This is a genomic window from Vibrio sp. N418, from assembly GCF_000222565.1.
Classification (GTDB): domain Bacteria; phylum Pseudomonadota; class Gammaproteobacteria; order Enterobacterales; family Vibrionaceae; genus Vibrio; species Vibrio scophthalmi.
On the sequence record NZ_AFWD01000055.1, the window covers coordinates 1 to 19,021 of the forward strand.

Here is a 19,021-nt window from a genome sequence, read left to right on the forward strand (position 1 = left end):
GATCAACATTTTTCTGATACTGGCGTCTATCTAGAAGTGATGGCTAAAAATGGCCAAGCGGTCGATTTCTATGAACATCTTGGTGGCGAGAATTCACTAGAGAGGTTGTGGGACGCGCCTTGCGGCAATCAAGTACCAGAATTGGTCTACACTTGGTCTTCGCCAAAACAGCTATTGAACATTCTATCAAATAGTTTGATCTCTACCGCAGAAACAGATTGAAACAAATTCAAAGCGCGGTCTTGATGTTGTTCGGACATTAAACCATGTACCGTTGGGTAAGTTACTGTAATTATAGCCACTTATCTAACGGTATTGACCATGAAAAAAACAATTTTGGCCTCGGTGATCCTGAGCTCACTGGTATTAGTGGGTTGTGGTGAGTCCGACAACGCCTCAAAACAACCACCGTCTTCTTTAGTCGCAGCTGAGCCCGTTCTTAGTACCTCTCATCAACAAAGTAAGTCTTATATTGGCCGTGTTCAAGCGGTTGAAGACACCAATATTACCGCCCAAGTTTCAGGTTATCTAAAAGAACGTCATTTCGATGAAGGACAAATGGTTGAAGCTGGGCAGCTGCTTTATTCTATTGAACCTTCTTCATTTGAAGCGCAGTTGGCTGCTGCCAAAGCCAGTGTTGCTCAAGCGAATGCCAACCTTAAGAAGGCACAGTTAGATTTTAATCGTGGTAAAAACCTTTTGCCTAAAGGCAGTATTTCTCAATCTGAATTTGATAACTTGACCGCGCAATTGCTTGGCGCTGAAGCCTTAGTGGAGTCGTCGCAAGCACAATTGAAATTAGCAGAAGTCACCCTTTCTTATACCCAAATTAAAGCACCTTTTGCAGGACGAATTAGCTCTAGCAAAGTAAGTACTGGTGATCTTGTCTCACCTCAATCTGGCATCTTAACGACGTTAGTCAGTCTTGATCCTGTGCATACCATGTTTAGCGTTAGTGAGCGTGAGCGCTTAGAGATGGGGATGGATAGTGTCAAAGGGGATGGTAGTGAAAATGCCGATGCGGTTGAAGTACAGGTCATTCTAGAAAATGGTCAGCCGTTTGGTCATCTAGGTTCGCTTGATTTTCTTGGTAACCGAATTGATCTTGCAACCGGTACGTTAGCGATGCGTGCTATCGTACCAAATCCAGATTATCGCTTACTCCCAGGACAGCATGTCCGCGTTGAATTGCGTGAAAAAGCGCCGACGGACGTTTTAGTTGTACCGCGCCGTGCGGTTCAAACGGACTTAGAAGGTCACTTCGTTATGTTGGTTGCCGAGGGTAATGTCGCGGAACGTCGCAATGTTGAGTTGGGTCGCCAATTAGAGCAAGGCATCGTGATCAAAAACGGTCTCAATGGTGAGGAAGTGGTGATCACTCAGGGTCTACAGCGTATTCGTAACGGTGTGCCGGTGCGTATCGAATCACCAGCTGAACAGTAATTGGGGGCTAGATGCTAAGTCGTTTCTTTATCCAGCGCCCTAAGTTTGCGCTGGTCATTTCTATCATACTCACTTTGGCAGGGGCGATCGCGCTTGCGGTGCTACCTATTGCTGAGTACCCGAAAATCAGTCCACCGTCAGTGAGCGTTTCAGCCTATTACACGGGGGCAAGTGCGGAAGTTGTTGAACAAGCGATTGCCGATCCGTTGGAATCTGCCGTAAACGGCGTCGAAGATATGATTTATATGTCTTCTAAAAGTGCGAACGATGGTTCATATAGCCTTAACGTCACGTTTGATGTTGGTACTGATCCGGACATGGCGCAGGTAAACGTGCAAAACCGTGTGGCGCAGATTGAATCTAAGTTGCCGCAAGAAGTCCGTATGGCCGGTATTACGGTGAAAAAGCGTTCACCCGACCTCCTAATGGTACTGAACTTCTATGATCCTCGGGGTCACTACGATGACCAATTCTTGATTAACTACATTAATTTAAATGTAAAAGATCAATTGGCGCGTGTGACGGGCATCAGTGAAGTAAACGTGATCGGTGGCGGCGAATATGCCATGCGTGTTTGGCTTGATCCTGAAAAAATGGCCAACTTAAAGATCACCACTACTGACGTACATACCGCGCTTAAAGAGCAAAACGTGCAAGTGGCGGCTGGGCGTGTCGGCGCTGCGCCATACAACAATGCACAAGAAGTACAATTTAACCTTGTAACGAAAGGGCGTTTAGAATCAGTAGAAGAGTTTCAACATGTGGTGCTTCGTGCTAACAATGATGGCTCGACGGTTTATCTACAAGATGTCGCCCGTGTTGAACTCGGTAAGAAATTTTACGATGGTAGCGGCAAGTTCCGTGGTCAAGATGCCTCTATTGTGGCGCTTTCTCTGCAATCCGACGCGAATGCGTTAGAGAGTGGACAGGCGGTGATGGCATTACTGGATAAACTCAGTGTGAATTTCCCTGAGGGAATGGCCTACGAAACCAGTTATGACACGACAGTGTTTGTTGCGGAATCAATTAAAGGTGTGGTCAAAACCCTAGTTGAAGCGATCTTGCTGGTTATTGCGGTAACCTACCTATTCTTAGGCAGTGCGCGTGCGACTTTGATCCCCGTTGTAGCGATTCCTGTCTCACTGGTGGGGACATTTGCAGTGATGCAGATGACGGGGTTCACTATCAACACTGTGACGCTATTTGGTTTGATTTTGGCCATCGGTATCGTAGTGGATGATGCGATCTTGGTTATCGAAAACGTCGATACCACCATGGCAAAAGATCCGACGATTTCCCCTCGTAAAGCGACATTACTTGCGATGAAAGAGGTAACGGGCCCGATCATCACTTCGACGCTGGTTCTACTAGCGGTGTTCTTACCAGTGGCGATGCTACCCGGTATTACTGGCATCATGTATCGACAGTTCGCGCTGACAATCTGTATCTCCGTGGTTATCTCATCAATTAACGCGCTGACATTATCGCCAGCAATCTGTTCATTGGTCTTAAAGCAAGGTGGAGGCAATACAGCTCGTTGGTTCCAAGCATTCAACAATGGTCTTGAAGCGATCACCACTCGTTATGGCAAAATTGCTGGATTCTTAGTTAAGAAGACGGTTCTGCTCGTTGGCTTCTTTTTTGTTGCTCTTGCGGCCGTGGGTTTCTTCGCTAAGACCACCTCTACGGCTTTTGTACCACAAGAAGACAAAGGTATATTGCTGGTTAACGTGCAACTACCTGACTCAGCGTCGCTTTCTCGTACCGAAGAAGTGACTGAAGAGTTGATCGGCATGGTTGAGCAAGAGCCAGGTGTTGATGGTGTGACGGTAGCGAACGGCTTTGCGTTTATGACCGGCGCTGCTGCCTCTAACGGTGCTTCGCTGTTTATCAAATTGCGTGACTGGGAAACCCGTAATGGTTTGGATGGCGATCATTCATCTAATGCGATTGCACAGCGTATTAATGGCCGCGCGGCAATGCAGTTGCCACAGGCGGTGGTATTTGCGATGGGACCACCAGCGGTACCGGGTATGGGTGCTGCATCTGGTTTTGAGTTTGTATTAGAGGACTCACTTGGTCGAAGCCGTACTGATTTATCAATCTTGATGAACCAGCTGATTGAAGAAGCGAAAAAGCAGCCAGAAATTGGCTTTGCCTTCTCGACCTTCCGCGCCAATGTCCCACACTACTATGTGGATATTGACCGTGAAAAATCTCAGCAGCTTGGTGTGCCATTATCGAGCATTTTCCAAACGCTACAGGGTAACTTAGGGTCATTGTACGTCAATGACTTTACGATGTTTGGTAAGAACTTCCGCGTAACCATGCAGGCCGATGCCGAGCATCGTAGCGGTATGGAAGATCTTGAGCGTTTCCATGTGCGTTCGTCATCGGGTCAAATGGTGCCGTTAAGTACTCTCGTCAGCTATGAGCAAATCTTTGAGCCCGATGTAGCATGGCGTTACAACATGTACCGTAGTGCGGTTATCCAAGGGCAACCAGCACCGGGTTACTCAAGTGGCGATGCGATTGCTGCGATGGAACGTGTAGCCGCTGAAATGCTCCCGCAAGGCTACCAATATGAATGGACCGGGATGGCGTACCAAGAAGTTCTGGCCGGCAACCAAGCGATCTTTGCCTTTGCACTTGCGCTGATCTTTATTTATCTATTCATGGTTGCTCAATATGAGAGTTGGAGTATTCCTTTAGCGATCATATTAGTGGTCCCAGTGGCGACATTTGGCTCATTCCTTGCGCTTAATTTAACCGGAACACCGCTTAACTTATACGCTCAAATTGGTTTGGTTCTCTTGATAGCGCTCGCCGCAAAGAATGCCATCTTAATCGTCGAGTTTGCCAAGATGGAACGTGAAGATAACGAAGCGTCAATTGATGATGCGGCAGTGAAGGGCGGTACGCTGCGTTTTCGCGCGGTTAACATGACATCATGGTCGTTTATCTTGGGGATTTTCCCTCTGATCTTCGCCTCTGGCGCAGGGCACATCAGCCAAAACTCATTGGGCGTTTCACTGATTGGCGGCCTGTTGTGCGTACTTCTTGCTGGTACGTTACTTATCCCTGGCTTCTATGCCATGGTGCAACGTCAGCGTGAAAAGGTTCATGGCGGCAGCACTAAGCTGGTGGATCTGGACGACGAATAAGCACGCAGGTCTAAGTAGATAGTCAGAGCCCCGCAGAACATGCGGGGCTTTTTTATGCTATTGATTTGGTGATTATGTTTGGGTCATCCTGCACCAAGTTATTGATCCATTTTTTTGAACGTATACGTTGGGTTGATAAGAAAATCTTGGCAATTTCTTCCAACATGACAATGGCAATCACCCATTCTAGTGACCAGCCCAAGACGATACCGGTAAAGTAGGCAAGGGGAATTCCGATTGCCCATTGTCCAAATAGATCGATGAATATGGAGTAGTTAATATCACCACCACTTTTTAGCACACCACCAATCGCCACCATATTAAAGACCCGAAAGCCCATACCAAACAGCATGATGATGAAGGTGTTGGTCGCCATAATAGGGTCAGAAATTGGCGTTAGTGAGATAGCACTTAGTAATAGCGGTTTCGCCGCAAAACATACCAGAGCAATTGAAAATGCGGCTAATGTGCTGATAAATACATACCACCAAGCCGTTTGTTCAACGCGTTGATATTGATTGGCGCCAATTTCATTGGCGAGGATCACTGAGGCCGCAACAGCAAAACCTAAGAAAGCTGAAAAAATCACACTTTCAATGGGCGCCAATAGTGAAAATATCGCAAGTTCTGTGACACCGAGTTGGCCAATCAATACATTGTAGAACAGAATTCCTCCCGCCCAAGCACTGTCATGAATGATCATCGGTAGGCCAATTTTCAAATAACGACGTCGATGGGTCGACGTTTTTGCCTGTAACATATTCTCTTTTGAGGCGATGAGACATGGGAAGCGCTTAACGACGATATAACTGAGCAACAATGTTTGGAACAAGCGTGAAACACTGGTACCGATCGCCGCTCCCACGACGCCAAGTTCTGGAAACCCAAATAAGCCAAAAATAAGCAGAGTATTGAGTAGTAAATTGAGCAAGATGGCATAGATACTGACCTGAGTGGGTAGTTTTGCTTGACCAATTGCTCTTAAAGCGCCTTCGAGTGGAACGCAAATAGCGGTACAGATCAAGGTACTGGCCGTTATCCATAGATAGTCACTGGCAAGAAATATGTAGTCGCTATTATCTGATACGATCGAGACCACTTGTTCTGAATCGAAGATATACCAAAGCGAAAAAGGCGCAGTAACCAAAATGGCGACAAAGATAGATTGGAACAGCGTGATTCTTACGCCATTCATGTTCTTCGCGCCAAAATATTGTGAGGCTAGCACACTTACCGCTCCACTCACGCCGCAGACCACGATCAAATTGAAGAAGAAGATCCGGTTACCAACGCCAACTGCTGCGGTTGCTGCTTCTCCCAACTGGCTTACCATCAGGATGTCAGTGACACCCAATAATGAAAATAGCATTGACTGCAAAGAGACAGGTAATCCGATTTTAATTAGGTTTTGAAAGAAGGTTCTATCTGGAGTTGTGGCTATCATCGCATTACCCTCGACTAACTGAGGGATTTAGTTTATCTGCTGCGGTGAATTACGTATTTTCTTTAAGTATCCATTTGTTATGCGAAACTATCAACATGAATAATATGCAAGAGTGCGCATCGATTTCTGCGAAAACAGAGCATGAGTTCATTGACTATCATCATGTGCTTGAACTTGAACGATACGGATTTATCCAATGTGGAATTGCGCATTGCTGGGAATTATTCACTATCGCTCGCACAAATATGCATAAACATATGCTGCTTTACACTGTAAAAGGTAAAGGTTGGCTTGAGAGTCAAGGGCAGAGGTATCAACTAGAACCGGGGTCGTTAACCATCGTTCCTGCGGGAGTACCAAATACGTTTGGTATTGAAGAGGAGGAGTGGCGGATCGCTTGGGTGTTTCTTGAACCTAATAAAAGTTGGCAAGATTTAGTTCATCAACAAGTTGAGTGCCATTTGAGCTCTGTCACAGAGGCGATTTATGCGGCGATATTATTACTGTTGCGTGCGAGAATGACACCAATAGCAATCAGTGGCGACATCGTCGAAGCGACCAGTGCTCAATTGGCGATTTTAGTGAAAGCGTCACTGGATCATGAAATGAGCAGTAAGCAACTTCGCTTGAAACGCGTCTTTGATGAAGCGCAGCGACAACTGCACAAAGAGTGGGATGTTGAGCAGCTAGCCGCTCTTTTTCCCTGTTCACCACCTCATTTTCACCGCTTATGTAAACAGCACTTTGGCCATAGCCCGATGAATCATTTGATGAGAAGGCGCATGGAATATGCATCACGTTTGTTATTGTCGACAGACTGGGCGGTGCAACATATCGGTGAGCTGGTGGGGTATCCGATTCTATCTAATTTCAGTGCCAGGTTTAAAGTGTGGAGTCATCAAACTCCGAGACAGTATCGCAGAAATCGTGGAGAGTCTTTGTTGTGATCTGCGTAGAGATAGCTTGAGCGCAAAGATTGCCGTAAACTTGGCTTTCAAATAAACACGACGATTAGATGTGAACATATGGAATTGAATAACTTTTTAGAGTTGCTTAAAGCAACCCCAAGCGCGATTGAATTTGAGCAAACTATGGCCGTGATCGATAGCCAATACCAATTTACTCCAACTTCGTTTAGTAATGGTACCGCGCGTAACCCCGCTGGTGAAAATAATGGCTCGTGTAAAATTTTTGCATTTGCGCAGAAACACCAACTCACCGAGCAACAAACGTTGGCACTCTTTGGGGGTTATTACCGTAATGATGTTTTGGGTAATCCTGATGGGGAAGATCACCAAAATATCCGTAATTTCATTGCCCATGGTTGGTCTGGAATTAAATTTGAAGGTGTCGCATTAAGCTAAGATTGCCCATGATTAGCATAATAAAATCCCAGTTTTGATAGAAAAGGAGCCTCAGGCTCCTTTTTTATGCGTATCACTTTGAAAAACAAAAGAGGCTCGACGAGAATTAAACCGCCAGTGGCATTTCATTAGAGGGGTCTTGGCGTTTGTTGACGCGAGCAAGGCCAATCATCGCCAATAGAGACATCGCAAGCATCAATACCCCTAAAGGTAATTGGTTCGGGGCTGGGATCAAAGAGGCGCATAACGTCGCTAGGCCCGCACCAAGGTTTTGCATCCCACCAAGTACCGCACCACCTGTACCCGCGTGATAAGGGAGCGGTGACAGTGCGCCAGTGGTCGCCGCTGGAAATAAAATACCAGAACCAAGGAAGTAGATCGTCGCACCACCAATCAGTGTTAATGCGGTGGTTTGTCCAAATAAGCCGGGAACCAATACGATAACTGAACCGACGGTGATCGCGAATAAACCAAAATTAAGTGCCGCACGCTCTGAACGACGCGCTGCAATGAGGCTAGACAAGCCAGCGCCCACCAAGTAACCCGGAATCGGTAACACAAACAGCAAGCTAACAGTGGTGGCTGGCAGTTTCAGCACACCGGCCAATAACACACCTGCAGCCGCTTCAAAAATAGCGACACCAGAGAACGTGGCGACAAGACAGATCAAATAACCTTGAAAACGTTTGTTGGATAACACGTACTTATAGCTATTGGAGACTTTTTCATAACGACGCTTCTCTTGAGGTAATGTTTCAGTGAAGCTGGTGGCCATTGTAATGACAACCGCGATGCCAAACAGAGCCAAGAACAAATAGCTTGAGCGCCAGCCAAACATTTCTGTTAATACGCCGCCAAGTACTGGTGCCATCAGGGGTGAAAAAATCACGCACATGCTGATCAGGCTGTTCACTCGATGAAGTTCTGCACCGGAATAACAGTCGCGGGTTAATGTGCGAGACATTGCGCCACCACAACCGATGCCCAAGCCCTGAATAAAGCTACCTGCGAGAAACAGTTCGAAGTTGTGAGCAAATAGTGCTACCAATGTTCCTACCATGTAGATCGCCAAACCGCCTAAGATAATAGGCTTACGGCCAATACGATCAGACAGTGGACCATAGACAAACTGAGATAATCCGTAAGGAATCAAATAACAAGCCATGACAGCTTGAAGACTCGCCGGAGAAACCAAAAATTCATTCGCCATCTGACCAATAGATGGAACGTACATTGTTTGTGTCATTTGACCGACAGCGGTCAAGATCGCAACAAGAAACGTGAATTTGAAGATTGGTGAAGTAGCAGACATCCGCAAGTTACCTTAAAAAAAGTACAACAACCCTTAACGGAGCGATAGCTCAGCTAATTAAAAAATATATAAGGGAATTAACAGCGGCGAGATATTAGTGTTTGTCTGACTCGTTATCAATGGAAATGTATGATTTTCAGCAAGATAAAAATCTATGATTTGGATTAAAAAAACTAATGCAAAATCAGCTAAGCAACAGGGTGTTCCGATAAGCACTGACGACACAGGCATTGAGACTGCTTCACTGTGTTTGACAGGTCGCGCTTTTCAATCGTAAAGCACCAACATTCTGTTTTTCCAGCGGCAATATCGCAATGGGTGGGCTTGGCGCACGTTGGGCAATCGTGTGTAGTTTGGCTGCCGCTTAAACGATCCATGATCACTTGCTGCTGTGTTTCGTCGAAATGCCGCCATTGGCTGATTTCTTCCATCGTGCGATGGCAACCACTACAAATTCCTGCGTTGTTCTTACAAGCTGCAATACAAGGGCTTTTCACTCTGTGCTCCGAGTTTCCTAAAAGGGGACAATATAAATAGTAAGCGAGTTGCTAACAAATGGAGCTTACCTCGAGGACGTGAGATCCATTTGCGAAGAAGTGGGATCAATCGGTTTTCGTGATGCTACCGAGCTCCAGAACGGGGGCGACATCGATATCTTCCGCATTCATCATCATTGATAACCGTTGTACTGAAGAAAGCAACAATGTTTGTTCCCACTCTTCGAGTTGTTGGTATTTGTTGATGAAGCTCTGTTGTAAAGGCATTGGGGCTTGCTCTAAACGCTCTTTACCTTGCTCGGTCAATACAGCATGCACTTTGCGCTTATCGGTTTCACTGCGTTTGCGTTCGATTAGGCCGTTGCGCTGCAAGCGATCAAGAATGATGGTTGCAGTGGCCTGGCTCATGTTGGTGTGGTTAGAAAGCTGCTTGATCGTGACTTCACCGAGATCTCGTATTGAACGCATCAAAATCAGCTGTGGGGCGGTCAAACCTGACTCTTTACTCAGTTTTTTTGAGTGTAAATCAATCGCGCGGATAATTTGTCTTAACGACACAAGAACTTCTTCGTGCTTTTCCAAGATAAACCCTTAAAACCTAGTCTTTTACGCTGACGAACATACCCTAAAATAGCGGTAAATAGAAGTGAAAGCGAAAACATCACTCTACTCAATAAACATTAGAGGACAAATTGATTTGAGGTCGAATAATTTACGTCATGATCAAAAGACGAAGTGACTATTCATCGTTTAGGCTACTATTTTAATTAATAATGCCTAATTTACCAGCCGTTATTGGCGTATCACACTAATGTGCGTACACTATTGAGAGATTAATCAAAATTCATTGTCCTAATAATCCTTTTAACTCTAAGTGATTGTTGGTGTCGATGTATAGAATGAAAACTTAGAGAGAAACTATGACAAAAGGAATCGATAAGTACAGCATAGATAGTACTGATTACACGGTTGGTCAGGATAATGTGCAAAAGTGGGGTTTTGATGTTCACAACCCAGTGTTTGGGTTTAGTGCGGGTTTCATTGCGCTGTTTTTAGTTGCCGCTTTGGTGATGGATGCTGAGACGGCTAAAACGGCACTCGACGGGTTGAAGTGGAAAATTATCGGCAGTTTTGATTGGCTATTTATTTGGTCGGGCAATATTTTTGTCGTCTTCTGTTTGGTATTGATTGTGAGTCCATTCGGTCGTATTCGCTTAGGAGGTATTGATGCCAGTGCCGACTATTCGTACCTGTCTTGGCTCTCAATGCTCTTTGCGGCGGGTATGGGTATAGGTTTGATGTTTTGGAGTGTTGCAGAACCTGTCGCGTATTATACAGGGTGGTATGAAACACCACTGGGCGTCGAAGCTAATACACCTGAAGCAGCTCGCTTGGCTATGGGCGCGACCATGTATCACTGGGGATTACACCCTTGGGCTATCTATGGAGTGGTAGCGCTGTCGTTGGCCTTTTTTGCTTATAACAAGGGGTTACCGCTTTCAATTCGTTCTATTTTTTATCCGATTTTAGGCGACCGTGCATGGGGCTGGGCCGGTCACGTTGTTGATATATTGGCGGTACTCGCAACACTGTTTGGTCTTGCGACCTCTCTGGGTTTAGGCGCGCAGCAAGCGGCGAGCGGTATTCATCATGTCTTTGGTATACCGGCGGGATTAGGGCTGCAAATTGTCGTTATCACAGTGGTAACGTTGCTTGCAGTTGTTTCGGTCATCCGTGGTATCGATGGTGGTGTGAAGGTAATCAGTAATATCAATATGATTGTTGCTTTTGTTCTGCTGATTTTGGTAGCACTTGTTGGTTGGGCTGTCGCGATCGGTAATATTCCTACCACCTTTATGTCTTATGTTGAAAATCTTATCCCATTGAGTAATCCCCATGGTCGACAAGATGAGGCATGGTTCCAAGGTTGGACTGTGTTCTACTGGGCATGGTGGATCTCTTGGTCACCATTTGTCGGTATGTTTATCGCACGTGTATCACGTGGCCGAACGGTGCGTGAGTTCATTACTGCGGTTTTATTAGTCCCGACAGCAGTGACGATGTTGTGGATGTCAGTATTTGGTGGTCTGGCGATCGATCAAGTTGCCAACCAAGTGGGCATTCTTGGCACCAAAGGGCTGACAGATATCTCATTAGCGATGTTCGAAATGTTTGATGTGTTGCCGTATAGCCGCATATTGTCAGTGATAGCCATCGTCTTAGTGCTGGTTTTCTTTATCACGTCATCGGATTCTGGCTCGCTGGTTATCGACAGTATTACCGCCGGTGGTAAGGTGGATGCGCCAGTGCTACAACGTGTGTTTTGGGCGTTTATGGAAGGTGCAATCGCCGTAGCCTTGTTATGGATTGGTGGTACCGAGGCGATACAAGCCTTGCAGGCGGGTGCGATTTCAACGGCCTTGCCGTTTACCTTCGTTTTATTGATGATGTGCGTCAGCTTAGTGATGGGTATGCGCACCGAGAAATACTAAGATTAAGACCAATTGGTCGCAAATCGTTAACTAAAAAGGGATGCTTGCTTGCGTCCCTTTTTACTGCGCTGCATTTTGTAGATGCAACTTTACCATTATCACTGTGTTGTTGATTTTAATTTAACGCAAGTTGGTCGTTTACTCCCATAATTGGCCGACAAATGTTGAGGGTGAATAATGGTAGGCGAGTTGCGCTTGCAGTAGCTCTGCCGTTGCTACCGCGTCTGTCAGTGCGTGGTGTGGAGAATACGGCGGCAAATTATAGCGAGTCCGCGAGCGACCTAAACGAACAGATTGTGGCGTAATGCTGCGTAACTTGTTCCACAACCCTCCATTTTGTCGACGCTGCACATTGGCTTCGATTGCCATCGTATCAATGAGTGGAAATTCAATTCCTTCTGTAATTCGATCACGTAAAGCGCGATCAAAAAACGCTCGCTCAATTCGTTTGTAATGCACGACCATCACCTTCGTAGCCATCTGCTCAAGTACTTCCTCGAAAACATCACTCAAGTCTGGAGCGTCGATGAGATCACTGTGAGTGATCCCATGAATCACGATTGACTCTTCCTCAAGTTGCTTACGTGGCTTAATCGTCCAATGTTTGGCTTGGTTAAGATAGATTCGATTTACATCAAATGGCACGGTTCCAATAGTGATAATGTCGTCGCTATCAGGGTTCAAACCTGTCGTTTCAAAGTCCATTGCGAGGAATTTAACTTGTTCTATTGGTGTGTTGGCCGGCGGTAACGCTTGTTGATAGAAGCGCAGGAGTATTTCGTTTTGGCATAGCTCAGCTTTGTGCGCGTATTTTTGTTGCCAATTGATCATTGGCGCCTGAGTGAGTTTTTTTAGCATGATGTCCTCACTTTAAAGCGCTATTGCCTTGATAGCGGAATTTTAAGAAATTTTGCGCGTTGCTTAAGACTTGGAATGCATCTTTCAAATTACGGCGCTCAAATTCCGACAGATTTTCGGGCTCAATGTTGTTATCTGGCTCAATGTTGTTTTCCACGTCAAACGCTTGGTGGCGGATACGTACCATAGAGATAAATTCGAGAGCATCGCGTATCGCATGTGCCTTTCCTTTGGGTAAAATGGCCGCATCGTGGATGTCGTCTAAACGTTCAAAAGAATTTTGCGACCGTGAGCCAACGGCGAGCGCATGGACGCGAACCAGATCAGCCAGTGGTGCGGTGCCACGTCTTTTTAGGTTAATTGAGTTTTTATGCTGGCCATCTTTTTCCACTACAAAATCTTTGAAAAATCCTAATGGTGGCGTGCGATTTAGTGCATTTCGGGCTAAACAAGCGAGAAAACGGTTGTTTTTACGTGCTCTTCTAACAATAAAACCATTGAGTTGTTCAGCCCATTTCAGCCGGCCGTAGACACCATCAAGATCGAAAAAAATCGATGCATTGAGTAAGGCTTTTGGATTTGGATTGTCAATCCAATCGGCAAAGCACTCTTCCCATTCGCTTCGCGTCATGCGCCACTCTGGATTGGTGGCCATGATATCGCCAGTACAATAGGTATAGCCACATTTTGCTAGGCCATCACACACTAAGGTTGCCATGTTGGCGAAGTAGTCACCATGTTCGGCGGGGTTATAGCTATTATCAAGGATGATCGCATTATCTTGGTCGGTTACCAAAAGTTGTTCGTCACGCCCCATAGAGCCAAGCGCAAGGAAGCAATAAGGGATGGGTGCTAACCCAAGTTGCTCTTCGGCTAATTCGACAATACGCTGTTTGAAGCTGCGACCAATGACCGACATTGCACTGCCAACCATATGTGAATTGGCATCTTCATTGACCAAGCGAACAAAACTGTCTTTGACTTGTTCCGACAGTACCGCGAGATCGTCAATGCTTTGTTGTTGAAAAATGCTGCTAACGAGTAACAGAGAGTTTTGCGATTCATAGCGGACGATATCGGTGGTTTCGATAATACCGATTGGGTGGCGATCTTTAAGCACAGGGAGATGATGCACATTGTAACGCAACATGGTGAGCATCGCTTCATAGACATAAGCATTGTGGTCTAGTGAAATGACTTCGCTGGTCATCACTGAAGCGACCGCGTCGTGAGGGTTTAGACCTTGTGCCAATACGCGGGTACAAAGATCCCGATCGGTAATAATACCGACTAGGCCGGAACCATCATCGTCATCATTTTGCGCAATGTCTGGATCGATAATCAACAAAGAAGAAACATTCTCTTCTGCCATTTTTATCGCGGTGTTTTGAATGCTTTCGCTTGTGTGTACAAAAGGTGGGGCCGCTGTAAGCAGTGTCCGTACTTTGGATGTCGTGAGATCGTTGTCGTTATGAGACGAGGAAACGGCTTGCCTTAAGCGGGTGTTATGCTCAACTTCGACAAAGTCAGCAAAGCTTTCATGGTGATCATAGAGTTCTTGAAAGACTGCCTCTGGAATGCAGTAAATCAGAGTGTCTTTAATCGCTTTGGCAGGAAAGCGGACTTTATTATTGGTTAATAGCCCCATTTGGCCAAATAACGCCCCTTCATCTAGACGATTATATAACTCACCTTTGCGACGATAGACCTCAACAATGCCGCTGCGTACCATATATAGGTCATGTATATGGTCACCGAAATGAATGATCGGTGTATCTTCGCGATAATAAGCAATTTCAACGTGGCGACAGATGTAACTTAAAACGTCATCTTCGAGTTCGTCAAACGGAGGGTGTTGCGCTAAGAAATGTTTGATTTCTAAAAGTTCTGCTTCCATCGAGCAACCCATGGTATTCATCATATGATAGTTAAATGGTACATGATTCTTGCTGATTGTGCCGAGAAAGCCATGCTGTTGCCTTAAATAGATCTAGCGACAATGGAACTAAATAAAATAGCGAGGAGCAGGAGAAGTGCAGAAGCAGGGGATAGTTGTATCAAATTTGGATATGCGATGGCATTAAATCAAAGGCTTAGCGTACAGCTAAGCCTTTTGTTTTTTTGCTTATTGAGCGACCAGATAGCGTAGGCAGTTAGTGCTACGAGCGGTTCAATAAGTTCGTGTGATTCATGGAGAATCAACCTAGTGCGGGCAGGATTCCGATGGTGATCAGGATTTGGGCTGACACAATCATCACACCCGCGCCAGTACAGACCATCAAGCCAAGATTACCACCACCGACTTGGTAGGGCGCATTGTGTTCAGTACGACGAACTTTATGAATCATCACAACCGGCAGGAATATCGCTAATATTGCTAAGGCGATTGCCGCATAACCAAGTGCCATAATGAACCCTTGCGGATAGAAAAGTGCAAAACACATTGGTGGTGTAAAAGTGACTAAGCCGGTCAGTACACGAGAGTTTTTCTTTTTGTTGATGCTGTCGCCAAGAAATTCAAACAGACCTAAGCTGACACCTAAAAATGAAGTAAGCAGCGCGAGGTCAGCAAACAGACCGATGATGTTGGCAATGTTATTTTGCTGAACGGTTGCAGACAACGTTGAAATAAGTGCGGTTAAACCTTGGTTGTCGACTAATTCTGATTGACTGACGACGCCAAGGGTCACTAACTGCCAAAAAATGTAGATCACAAGCGGGATCGCAGAGCCAATCACAATGGCTTTTTTCAGTGCGGGAGTATCACCATCGAGGTAACGAACGATCGCCGGAATGCTGCCATGAAAGCCGAATGAGGTAAAAATAACGGGAATCGCTGCGACAATTAAACCTTGCTGAATCGGCATGCTGAGCAAATAAGATTGAGTGACATTCGGGGCAAGGAATAGCAAAACGGTTGCCATGGCGACCAGTTTCAGAGTGAACAGCACTCGGTTTACTTTGTCGACGGTCGCAGTACCGATGACCACAATTGAGGCGACGAGTAAGGTGAAGATCACCGTGCCACTGGCTGCTGATAGTTTAAGGTCAAACCACTGATCTAAACGTTGATTGAATTGTGAACCGCCACCAGCAATATAGGCAGCACACAAAGAATAAAATAAGAATAGCATGGCAAAACTTGCAAGGTATTTGCCTTTTTTACCTAAGATCTGTTTTGCGAGCGTATGCAGTGTTGCATCGCTGCTTGCGTGCTGGTGGAGCTCAACCATGATCAACGCTGTGTACGCCATTAGAGCCCACAATGCAGCCATGATGGTCAGTGAAGTTGAAAACCCTATGCCTGCCGAGGCGAGTGGCAGAGCTAGCATCCCTGCGCCAATTGTAGTACCGGCAATAATCAAAGTACTACCTAAAACCTTCGATTTACTCATCTGTATAATATTCTTTACATTAGTGAATGTTTGAGTAGTAAAGTACCCAGTGAGGAACAGTTATATAGACTTATTCACTCTACTAATTGGCATTTTGTAGGCTATGTAGCTAAACGTCAAGTGGGTCGTACATATATAATTCCACATGTGTACAAATAAATTTACACTAGGTGAGTTCTTGCGAAGTTAAACGTTTGCCTGTGCGATGGTGCAAAGTTATCACTCAAAGCGCTTTTGCCTTTCATGCCTCTGTCATATAAAGTCGTTACAAAGGAACGGCTGAGTGCCCAGTGTACTTAAGCTAATAATTAAAGAAGGAGGTCGACATGAGTGACCAAACATTTAACGAAGAAAGCTTAGAGCTGCTCGACGCAATTGAAATTGGTATTGATTTATCAAATTACGAGCAAGACTTCGAACAAACTGCGGACGAGTTAGTTTCGTAACGACCCCATACAAATCCGACGCTTTGAGTGACGTGATTCTCCCCGATAAGCCAGTGCAAATGCGCTGGCTTTGTGCTTTTATCAATATGTCCTGACTAAAAAGCGAATAGTTATGAATTTTCTTGCTCATCTCCATATTGCGCATCACTGTCGTTCGAGTTTACTCGGCAATCTATTAGGTGATTTTGTCAAAGGGGATCCGAGCCGAGATTACACGCCTGAGATTGCCGCTGGTATACGACTGCATCGATTTGTTGATAGTTATACCGACAGTGCGGTGATTATGCAGCAAGCGAAACAGTTTTTCCCCCAAGGGCCACGACGATATTCCGGTATTGCATTGGATGTCTTTTGGGATCATTGTTTAGCGACCCATTGGGCTCGTTATCATGCTCAGCCCTTAGACCTGTTTTGTCAGCGTTCAGAAACTATCGTAAAAGAAACGGGCGTGACACACCTACCAGAGCGTTTCGTATTGGTGAGTGAGAACATGTGGCGTGGACGATGGTTAGAGTCCTACCGAGATTTGGAGAATATTGAATTTGCTCTCAAGCGGATGTCGGAAAGAAGATCAACAATGGCGCCATTGACGCAATGCTATCCCTATTTGCAGCGGCACTACGACGATCTGCAGCAACTGTTTGCTGAGTTTTATCCCAAACTATTGCTTGCTAGCCAAGATTTCTCAGCTGAAAACTAGTCACAGTAGGGCGCTTGAGTATAGAATCGCTGCCGTTAATTGATTGAGTAGCAGAAATATGTCACAACCATTTGCGAATTTGGGCCTTGAGCCAACTCTTGTTGAAACCGTCAGCCAATTAGGCTTTAACTCCCCTACGGAAGTTCAGCTTCACGCGATCCCTCCAGTCCTCGAAGGCAAAGATGTCTTAGCGGGGGCGCAAACCGGTACGGGCAAAACAGCGGCGTTCGGTTTGCCGATCATTCAGCGCTTAAGCAATCAAGATTATTCACGAGATCCACAACGCAATGATGTCTCTGCGTTAGTATTGGTGCCAACTCGAGAGCTTGCTCAACAAGTATTCGATAATCTTACGGCATACGCTGTTAACACGTCGCTAAAAATAGTGACAGCGTACGGCGGTACCAGTATGAATGTGCAAACAAGAAACCTACATCAAGGCTGTGACATTCTTATCGCTACCCCAGGTCGTCTACTTGATCACATGCACTGTAAAAATGTTTCATTGCAGCGTACACAAACATTAGTCCTAGATGAAGCAGACCGCATGCTTGATATGGGTTTTTGGCCTGACTTGAAGCGTATTTTGGGCAAGATGAGCTCCGACCGTCAAACGTTGTTTTTCTCGGCGACGTTCGATAAAAAAATCAAAGATCTTGCTTATAAGATGCTAAACAGTCCTGTAGAAGTGCAGATCGCAGCGCAGAACAGTACTGCCGACACGGTAGAGCAAATGGTTCACCCTGTTGATAAAAAGCGTAAGACAGAATTGTTGGCCTACTTGATTGGTTCGCGTAATTGGCAACAAGTACTTGTGTTTACCAAAACAAAACAGGGCAGTGATGCGCTTGCCAAAGAGCTAAAGCTTGATGGTATTAAAGCCGCTTCTATCAATGGTGATAAGAGCCAAGGCGCGCGCCAAAAAGCACTTGATGATTTTAAAGCTGGTAAAGTGCGCGCGTTAATCGCGACAGATGTCGCGGCACGAGGTTTGGACATCAATCAACTGGAACAGGTGATCAACTTCGATATGCCGTTCAAAGCGGAAGATTACATCCATCGTATTGGTCGCACCGGCCGTGCGGGTAAGAAAGGTTTGGCTGTATCACTGATGAGCCGAGATGAAGAGTACTTGCTAGAGGCAATTGAACGCCTGTTAGACAAAAAATTACCGCAAGAGTGGCTTGAGGGCTATGAGCCTAGCTTAATTGAAGATCTTGAACCAGAGCATCCATCACGCCGTAATAGCCGTTCATCAGAAAAGCGTCGAATGAAGGCAAAGATGAATATTCATTCTGGGCGCGGTAAGCGTCGCTAGAAGCGTTAAACTAGGTAGTCATGAGATAAACCAAACGGCCTCGTCAATACGAGGCCGTTTTTTTGTGTTTGAATAAGAAGCGATCGTCTCTTGAACGTAAAATATCCGTGATGAATGAAAATTAAGTCACTCGTAATTCTAACTATCCAATAAGTCCTTAGATATCAACAGTGCCAGATCCAAATAGATTTACATTTATTATATGGTTCGCCATACTTTAAATTGCTAACGTGTTATATAAAATTGTGATCAAAAATTTGCCATTGAAGCTGGATCTGTGCTTGGTATTCTGTTGTCGCGTTTCAGTGTAGTTTTGAATAGCATTCCAATATTGATGGACACTGTTTTTATTTATATCAATCTATCTGCAATGATTGTTTTTTTACTGCGATTAAATCACCGCGTGCACTAATTAAGGTGGTTGAAAATCGTTTTACAATATTTGAAATGGTTTTCATTTGTTGCTTGTATAAATGAAGCGAATTAACGTTTTTGTTATTTTTACGAGGAATAGTGTTTTGTTTGCTCTACTTTCTTTTAGTATGTCGTCTTGAAAGTTAACTGATATGAAACACCAGTCCAAATAAC

At 45.3% G+C, this 19,021-nt stretch carries 14 protein-coding genes and 1 pseudogene; 8 read left to right on the forward strand and 7 right to left on the reverse strand.

The window, feature by feature from the left end; translation table 11 throughout:
- The 3 genes and pseudogenes from RH86_RS11710 to RH86_RS11720 form a co-directional block, all read left to right on the forward strand.
- Window positions 1-222, forward strand: a pseudogene (locus RH86_RS11710) (N-acetyltransferase); the annotation flags it as partial.
- A 99-nt stretch (window positions 223-321) separates the two neighbouring features.
- Entirely contained in the window at window positions 322-1,443 is a 1,122-nt protein-coding gene (locus tag RH86_RS11715) for an efflux RND transporter periplasmic adaptor subunit (RefSeq protein WP_009386336.1), read from the forward strand.
- A gap of 11 nt (window positions 1,444-1,454) precedes the next feature.
- Window positions 1,455-4,607, forward strand: a complete 3,153-nt coding sequence (locus RH86_RS11720) for an efflux RND transporter permease subunit (protein ID WP_009386337.1) — start codon at window positions 1,455-1,457, stop codon at window positions 4,605-4,607.
- 52 nt (window positions 4,608-4,659) lie between these two features.
- On the opposite strand, the gene RH86_RS11725 is transcribed toward RH86_RS11720, so the two are convergent.
- Complete coding sequence (locus RH86_RS11725; protein ID WP_009386338.1) at window positions 4,660-6,051, reverse strand: MATE family efflux transporter; 1,392 nt, start codon at window positions 6,049-6,051, stop codon at window positions 4,660-4,662.
- A gap of 95 nt (window positions 6,052-6,146) precedes the next feature.
- Here RH86_RS11725 and RH86_RS11730 point away from each other — a divergent pair, with 95 nt between their 5' ends.
- Window positions 6,147-6,998, forward strand: a complete 852-nt coding sequence (locus RH86_RS11730; RefSeq protein ID WP_009386339.1) for an AraC family transcriptional regulator — start codon at window positions 6,147-6,149, stop codon at window positions 6,996-6,998.
- Window positions 6,999-7,076: 78 nt separating this feature from the next.
- Complete coding sequence (locus RH86_RS11735) at window positions 7,077-7,415, forward strand: HopJ type III effector protein (protein ID WP_009386340.1); 339 nt, start codon at window positions 7,077-7,079, stop codon at window positions 7,413-7,415.
- 106 nt (window positions 7,416-7,521) lie between these two features.
- On the opposite strand, the gene emrD is transcribed toward RH86_RS11735, so the two are convergent.
- The 3 genes from emrD to RH86_RS11750 all read right to left on the reverse strand — a co-directional run bounded on the left by emrD (window position 7,522) and on the right by RH86_RS11750 (window position 9,806).
- Window positions 7,522-8,727, reverse strand: coding sequence for a multidrug efflux MFS transporter EmrD (emrD, locus tag RH86_RS11740; protein WP_009386341.1), 1,206 nt, complete (start codon window positions 8,725-8,727; stop codon window positions 7,522-7,524).
- 188 nt (window positions 8,728-8,915) lie between these two features.
- The gene (locus RH86_RS20155; protein WP_009386342.1) at window positions 8,916-9,224 is read right to left on the reverse strand and encodes a cysteine-rich CWC family protein; all 309 of its coding nucleotides are present in this window, start codon (window positions 9,222-9,224) and stop codon (window positions 8,916-8,918) included.
- Window positions 9,225-9,329: 105 nt separating this feature from the next.
- Window positions 9,330-9,806, reverse strand: coding sequence for a MarR family winged helix-turn-helix transcriptional regulator (locus RH86_RS11750; RefSeq protein WP_005599470.1), 477 nt, complete (start codon window positions 9,804-9,806; stop codon window positions 9,330-9,332).
- A gap of 338 nt (window positions 9,807-10,144) precedes the next feature.
- Here RH86_RS11750 and RH86_RS11755 point away from each other — a divergent pair, with 338 nt between their 5' ends.
- Window positions 10,145-11,716 (forward strand): BCCT family transporter, encoded by a 1,572-nt coding sequence (locus RH86_RS11755; RefSeq protein WP_005599469.1) that lies wholly within the window; start codon window positions 10,145-10,147, stop codon window positions 11,714-11,716.
- Between the two features lie 138 nt (window positions 11,717-11,854).
- On the opposite strand, the gene RH86_RS11760 is transcribed toward RH86_RS11755, so the two are convergent.
- The 3 genes from RH86_RS11760 to RH86_RS11770 all read right to left on the reverse strand — a co-directional run bounded on the left by RH86_RS11760 (window position 11,855) and on the right by RH86_RS11770 (window position 15,969).
- Window positions 11,855-12,574: a 3'-5' exonuclease gene (locus tag RH86_RS11760; protein WP_009386343.1), complete on the reverse strand. Its 720-nt coding sequence runs from the start codon at window positions 12,572-12,574 to the stop codon at window positions 11,855-11,857.
- Window positions 12,575-12,581: 7 nt separating this feature from the next.
- A complete protein-coding gene (locus RH86_RS11765) occupies window positions 12,582-14,471 on the reverse strand; it encodes a DUF294 nucleotidyltransferase-like domain-containing protein (protein ID WP_009386344.1) in 1,890 nt (629 codons plus the stop codon).
- 301 nt (window positions 14,472-14,772) lie between these two features.
- Complete coding sequence (locus RH86_RS11770; RefSeq protein WP_009386345.1) at window positions 14,773-15,969, reverse strand: aromatic amino acid transport family protein; 1,197 nt, start codon at window positions 15,967-15,969, stop codon at window positions 14,773-14,775.
- Window positions 15,970-16,527: 558 nt separating this feature from the next.
- On the opposite strand from RH86_RS11770, the gene RH86_RS11775 reads away from it, so the two are divergent.
- Entirely contained in the window at window positions 16,528-17,115 is a 588-nt protein-coding gene (locus RH86_RS11775) for an ACP phosphodiesterase (RefSeq protein WP_009386347.1), read from the forward strand.
- A 58-nt stretch (window positions 17,116-17,173) separates the two neighbouring features.
- Window positions 17,174-18,433 carry a DEAD/DEAH box helicase gene (locus tag RH86_RS11780; protein ID WP_005599456.1) on the forward strand — a complete coding sequence of 420 codons (1,260 nt, stop codon included), beginning with the start codon at window positions 17,174-17,176 and terminating at the stop codon, window positions 18,431-18,433.
- Window positions 18,434-19,021 lie beyond the last annotated feature (588 nt).

Coding starts and splice junctions, on each gene's coding strand:
- RH86_RS11715 (WP_009386336.1), top strand. CDS start 322: ATGAAAAAAACAATTTTGGCCTCGGTGATCCTGAGCTCACTGGTATTA.
- RH86_RS11720 (WP_009386337.1), top strand. CDS start 1,455: ATGCTAAGTCGTTTCTTTATCCAGCGCCCTAAGTTTGCGCTGGTCATT.
- RH86_RS11725 (WP_009386338.1), bottom strand. CDS start 6,051: ATGATAGCCACAACTCCAGATAGAACCTTCTTTCAAAACCTAATTAAA.
- RH86_RS11730 (WP_009386339.1), top strand. CDS start 6,147: ATGAATAATATGCAAGAGTGCGCATCGATTTCTGCGAAAACAGAGCAT.
- RH86_RS11735 (WP_009386340.1), top strand. CDS start 7,077: ATGGAATTGAATAACTTTTTAGAGTTGCTTAAAGCAACCCCAAGCGCG.
- emrD (WP_009386341.1), bottom strand. CDS start 8,727: ATGTCTGCTACTTCACCAATCTTCAAATTCACGTTTCTTGTTGCGATC.
- RH86_RS11755 (WP_005599469.1), top strand. CDS start 10,145: ATGACAAAAGGAATCGATAAGTACAGCATAGATAGTACTGATTACACG.
- RH86_RS11760 (WP_009386343.1), bottom strand. CDS start 12,574: ATGCTAAAAAAACTCACTCAGGCGCCAATGATCAATTGGCAACAAAAA.
- RH86_RS11765 (WP_009386344.1), bottom strand. CDS start 14,471: ATGGAAGCAGAACTTTTAGAAATCAAACATTTCTTAGCGCAACACCCT.
- RH86_RS11770 (WP_009386345.1), bottom strand. CDS start 15,969: ATGAGTAAATCGAAGGTTTTAGGTAGTACTTTGATTATTGCCGGTACT.
- RH86_RS11775 (WP_009386347.1), top strand. CDS start 16,528: ATGAATTTTCTTGCTCATCTCCATATTGCGCATCACTGTCGTTCGAGT.
- RH86_RS11780 (WP_005599456.1), top strand. CDS start 17,174: ATGTCACAACCATTTGCGAATTTGGGCCTTGAGCCAACTCTTGTTGAA.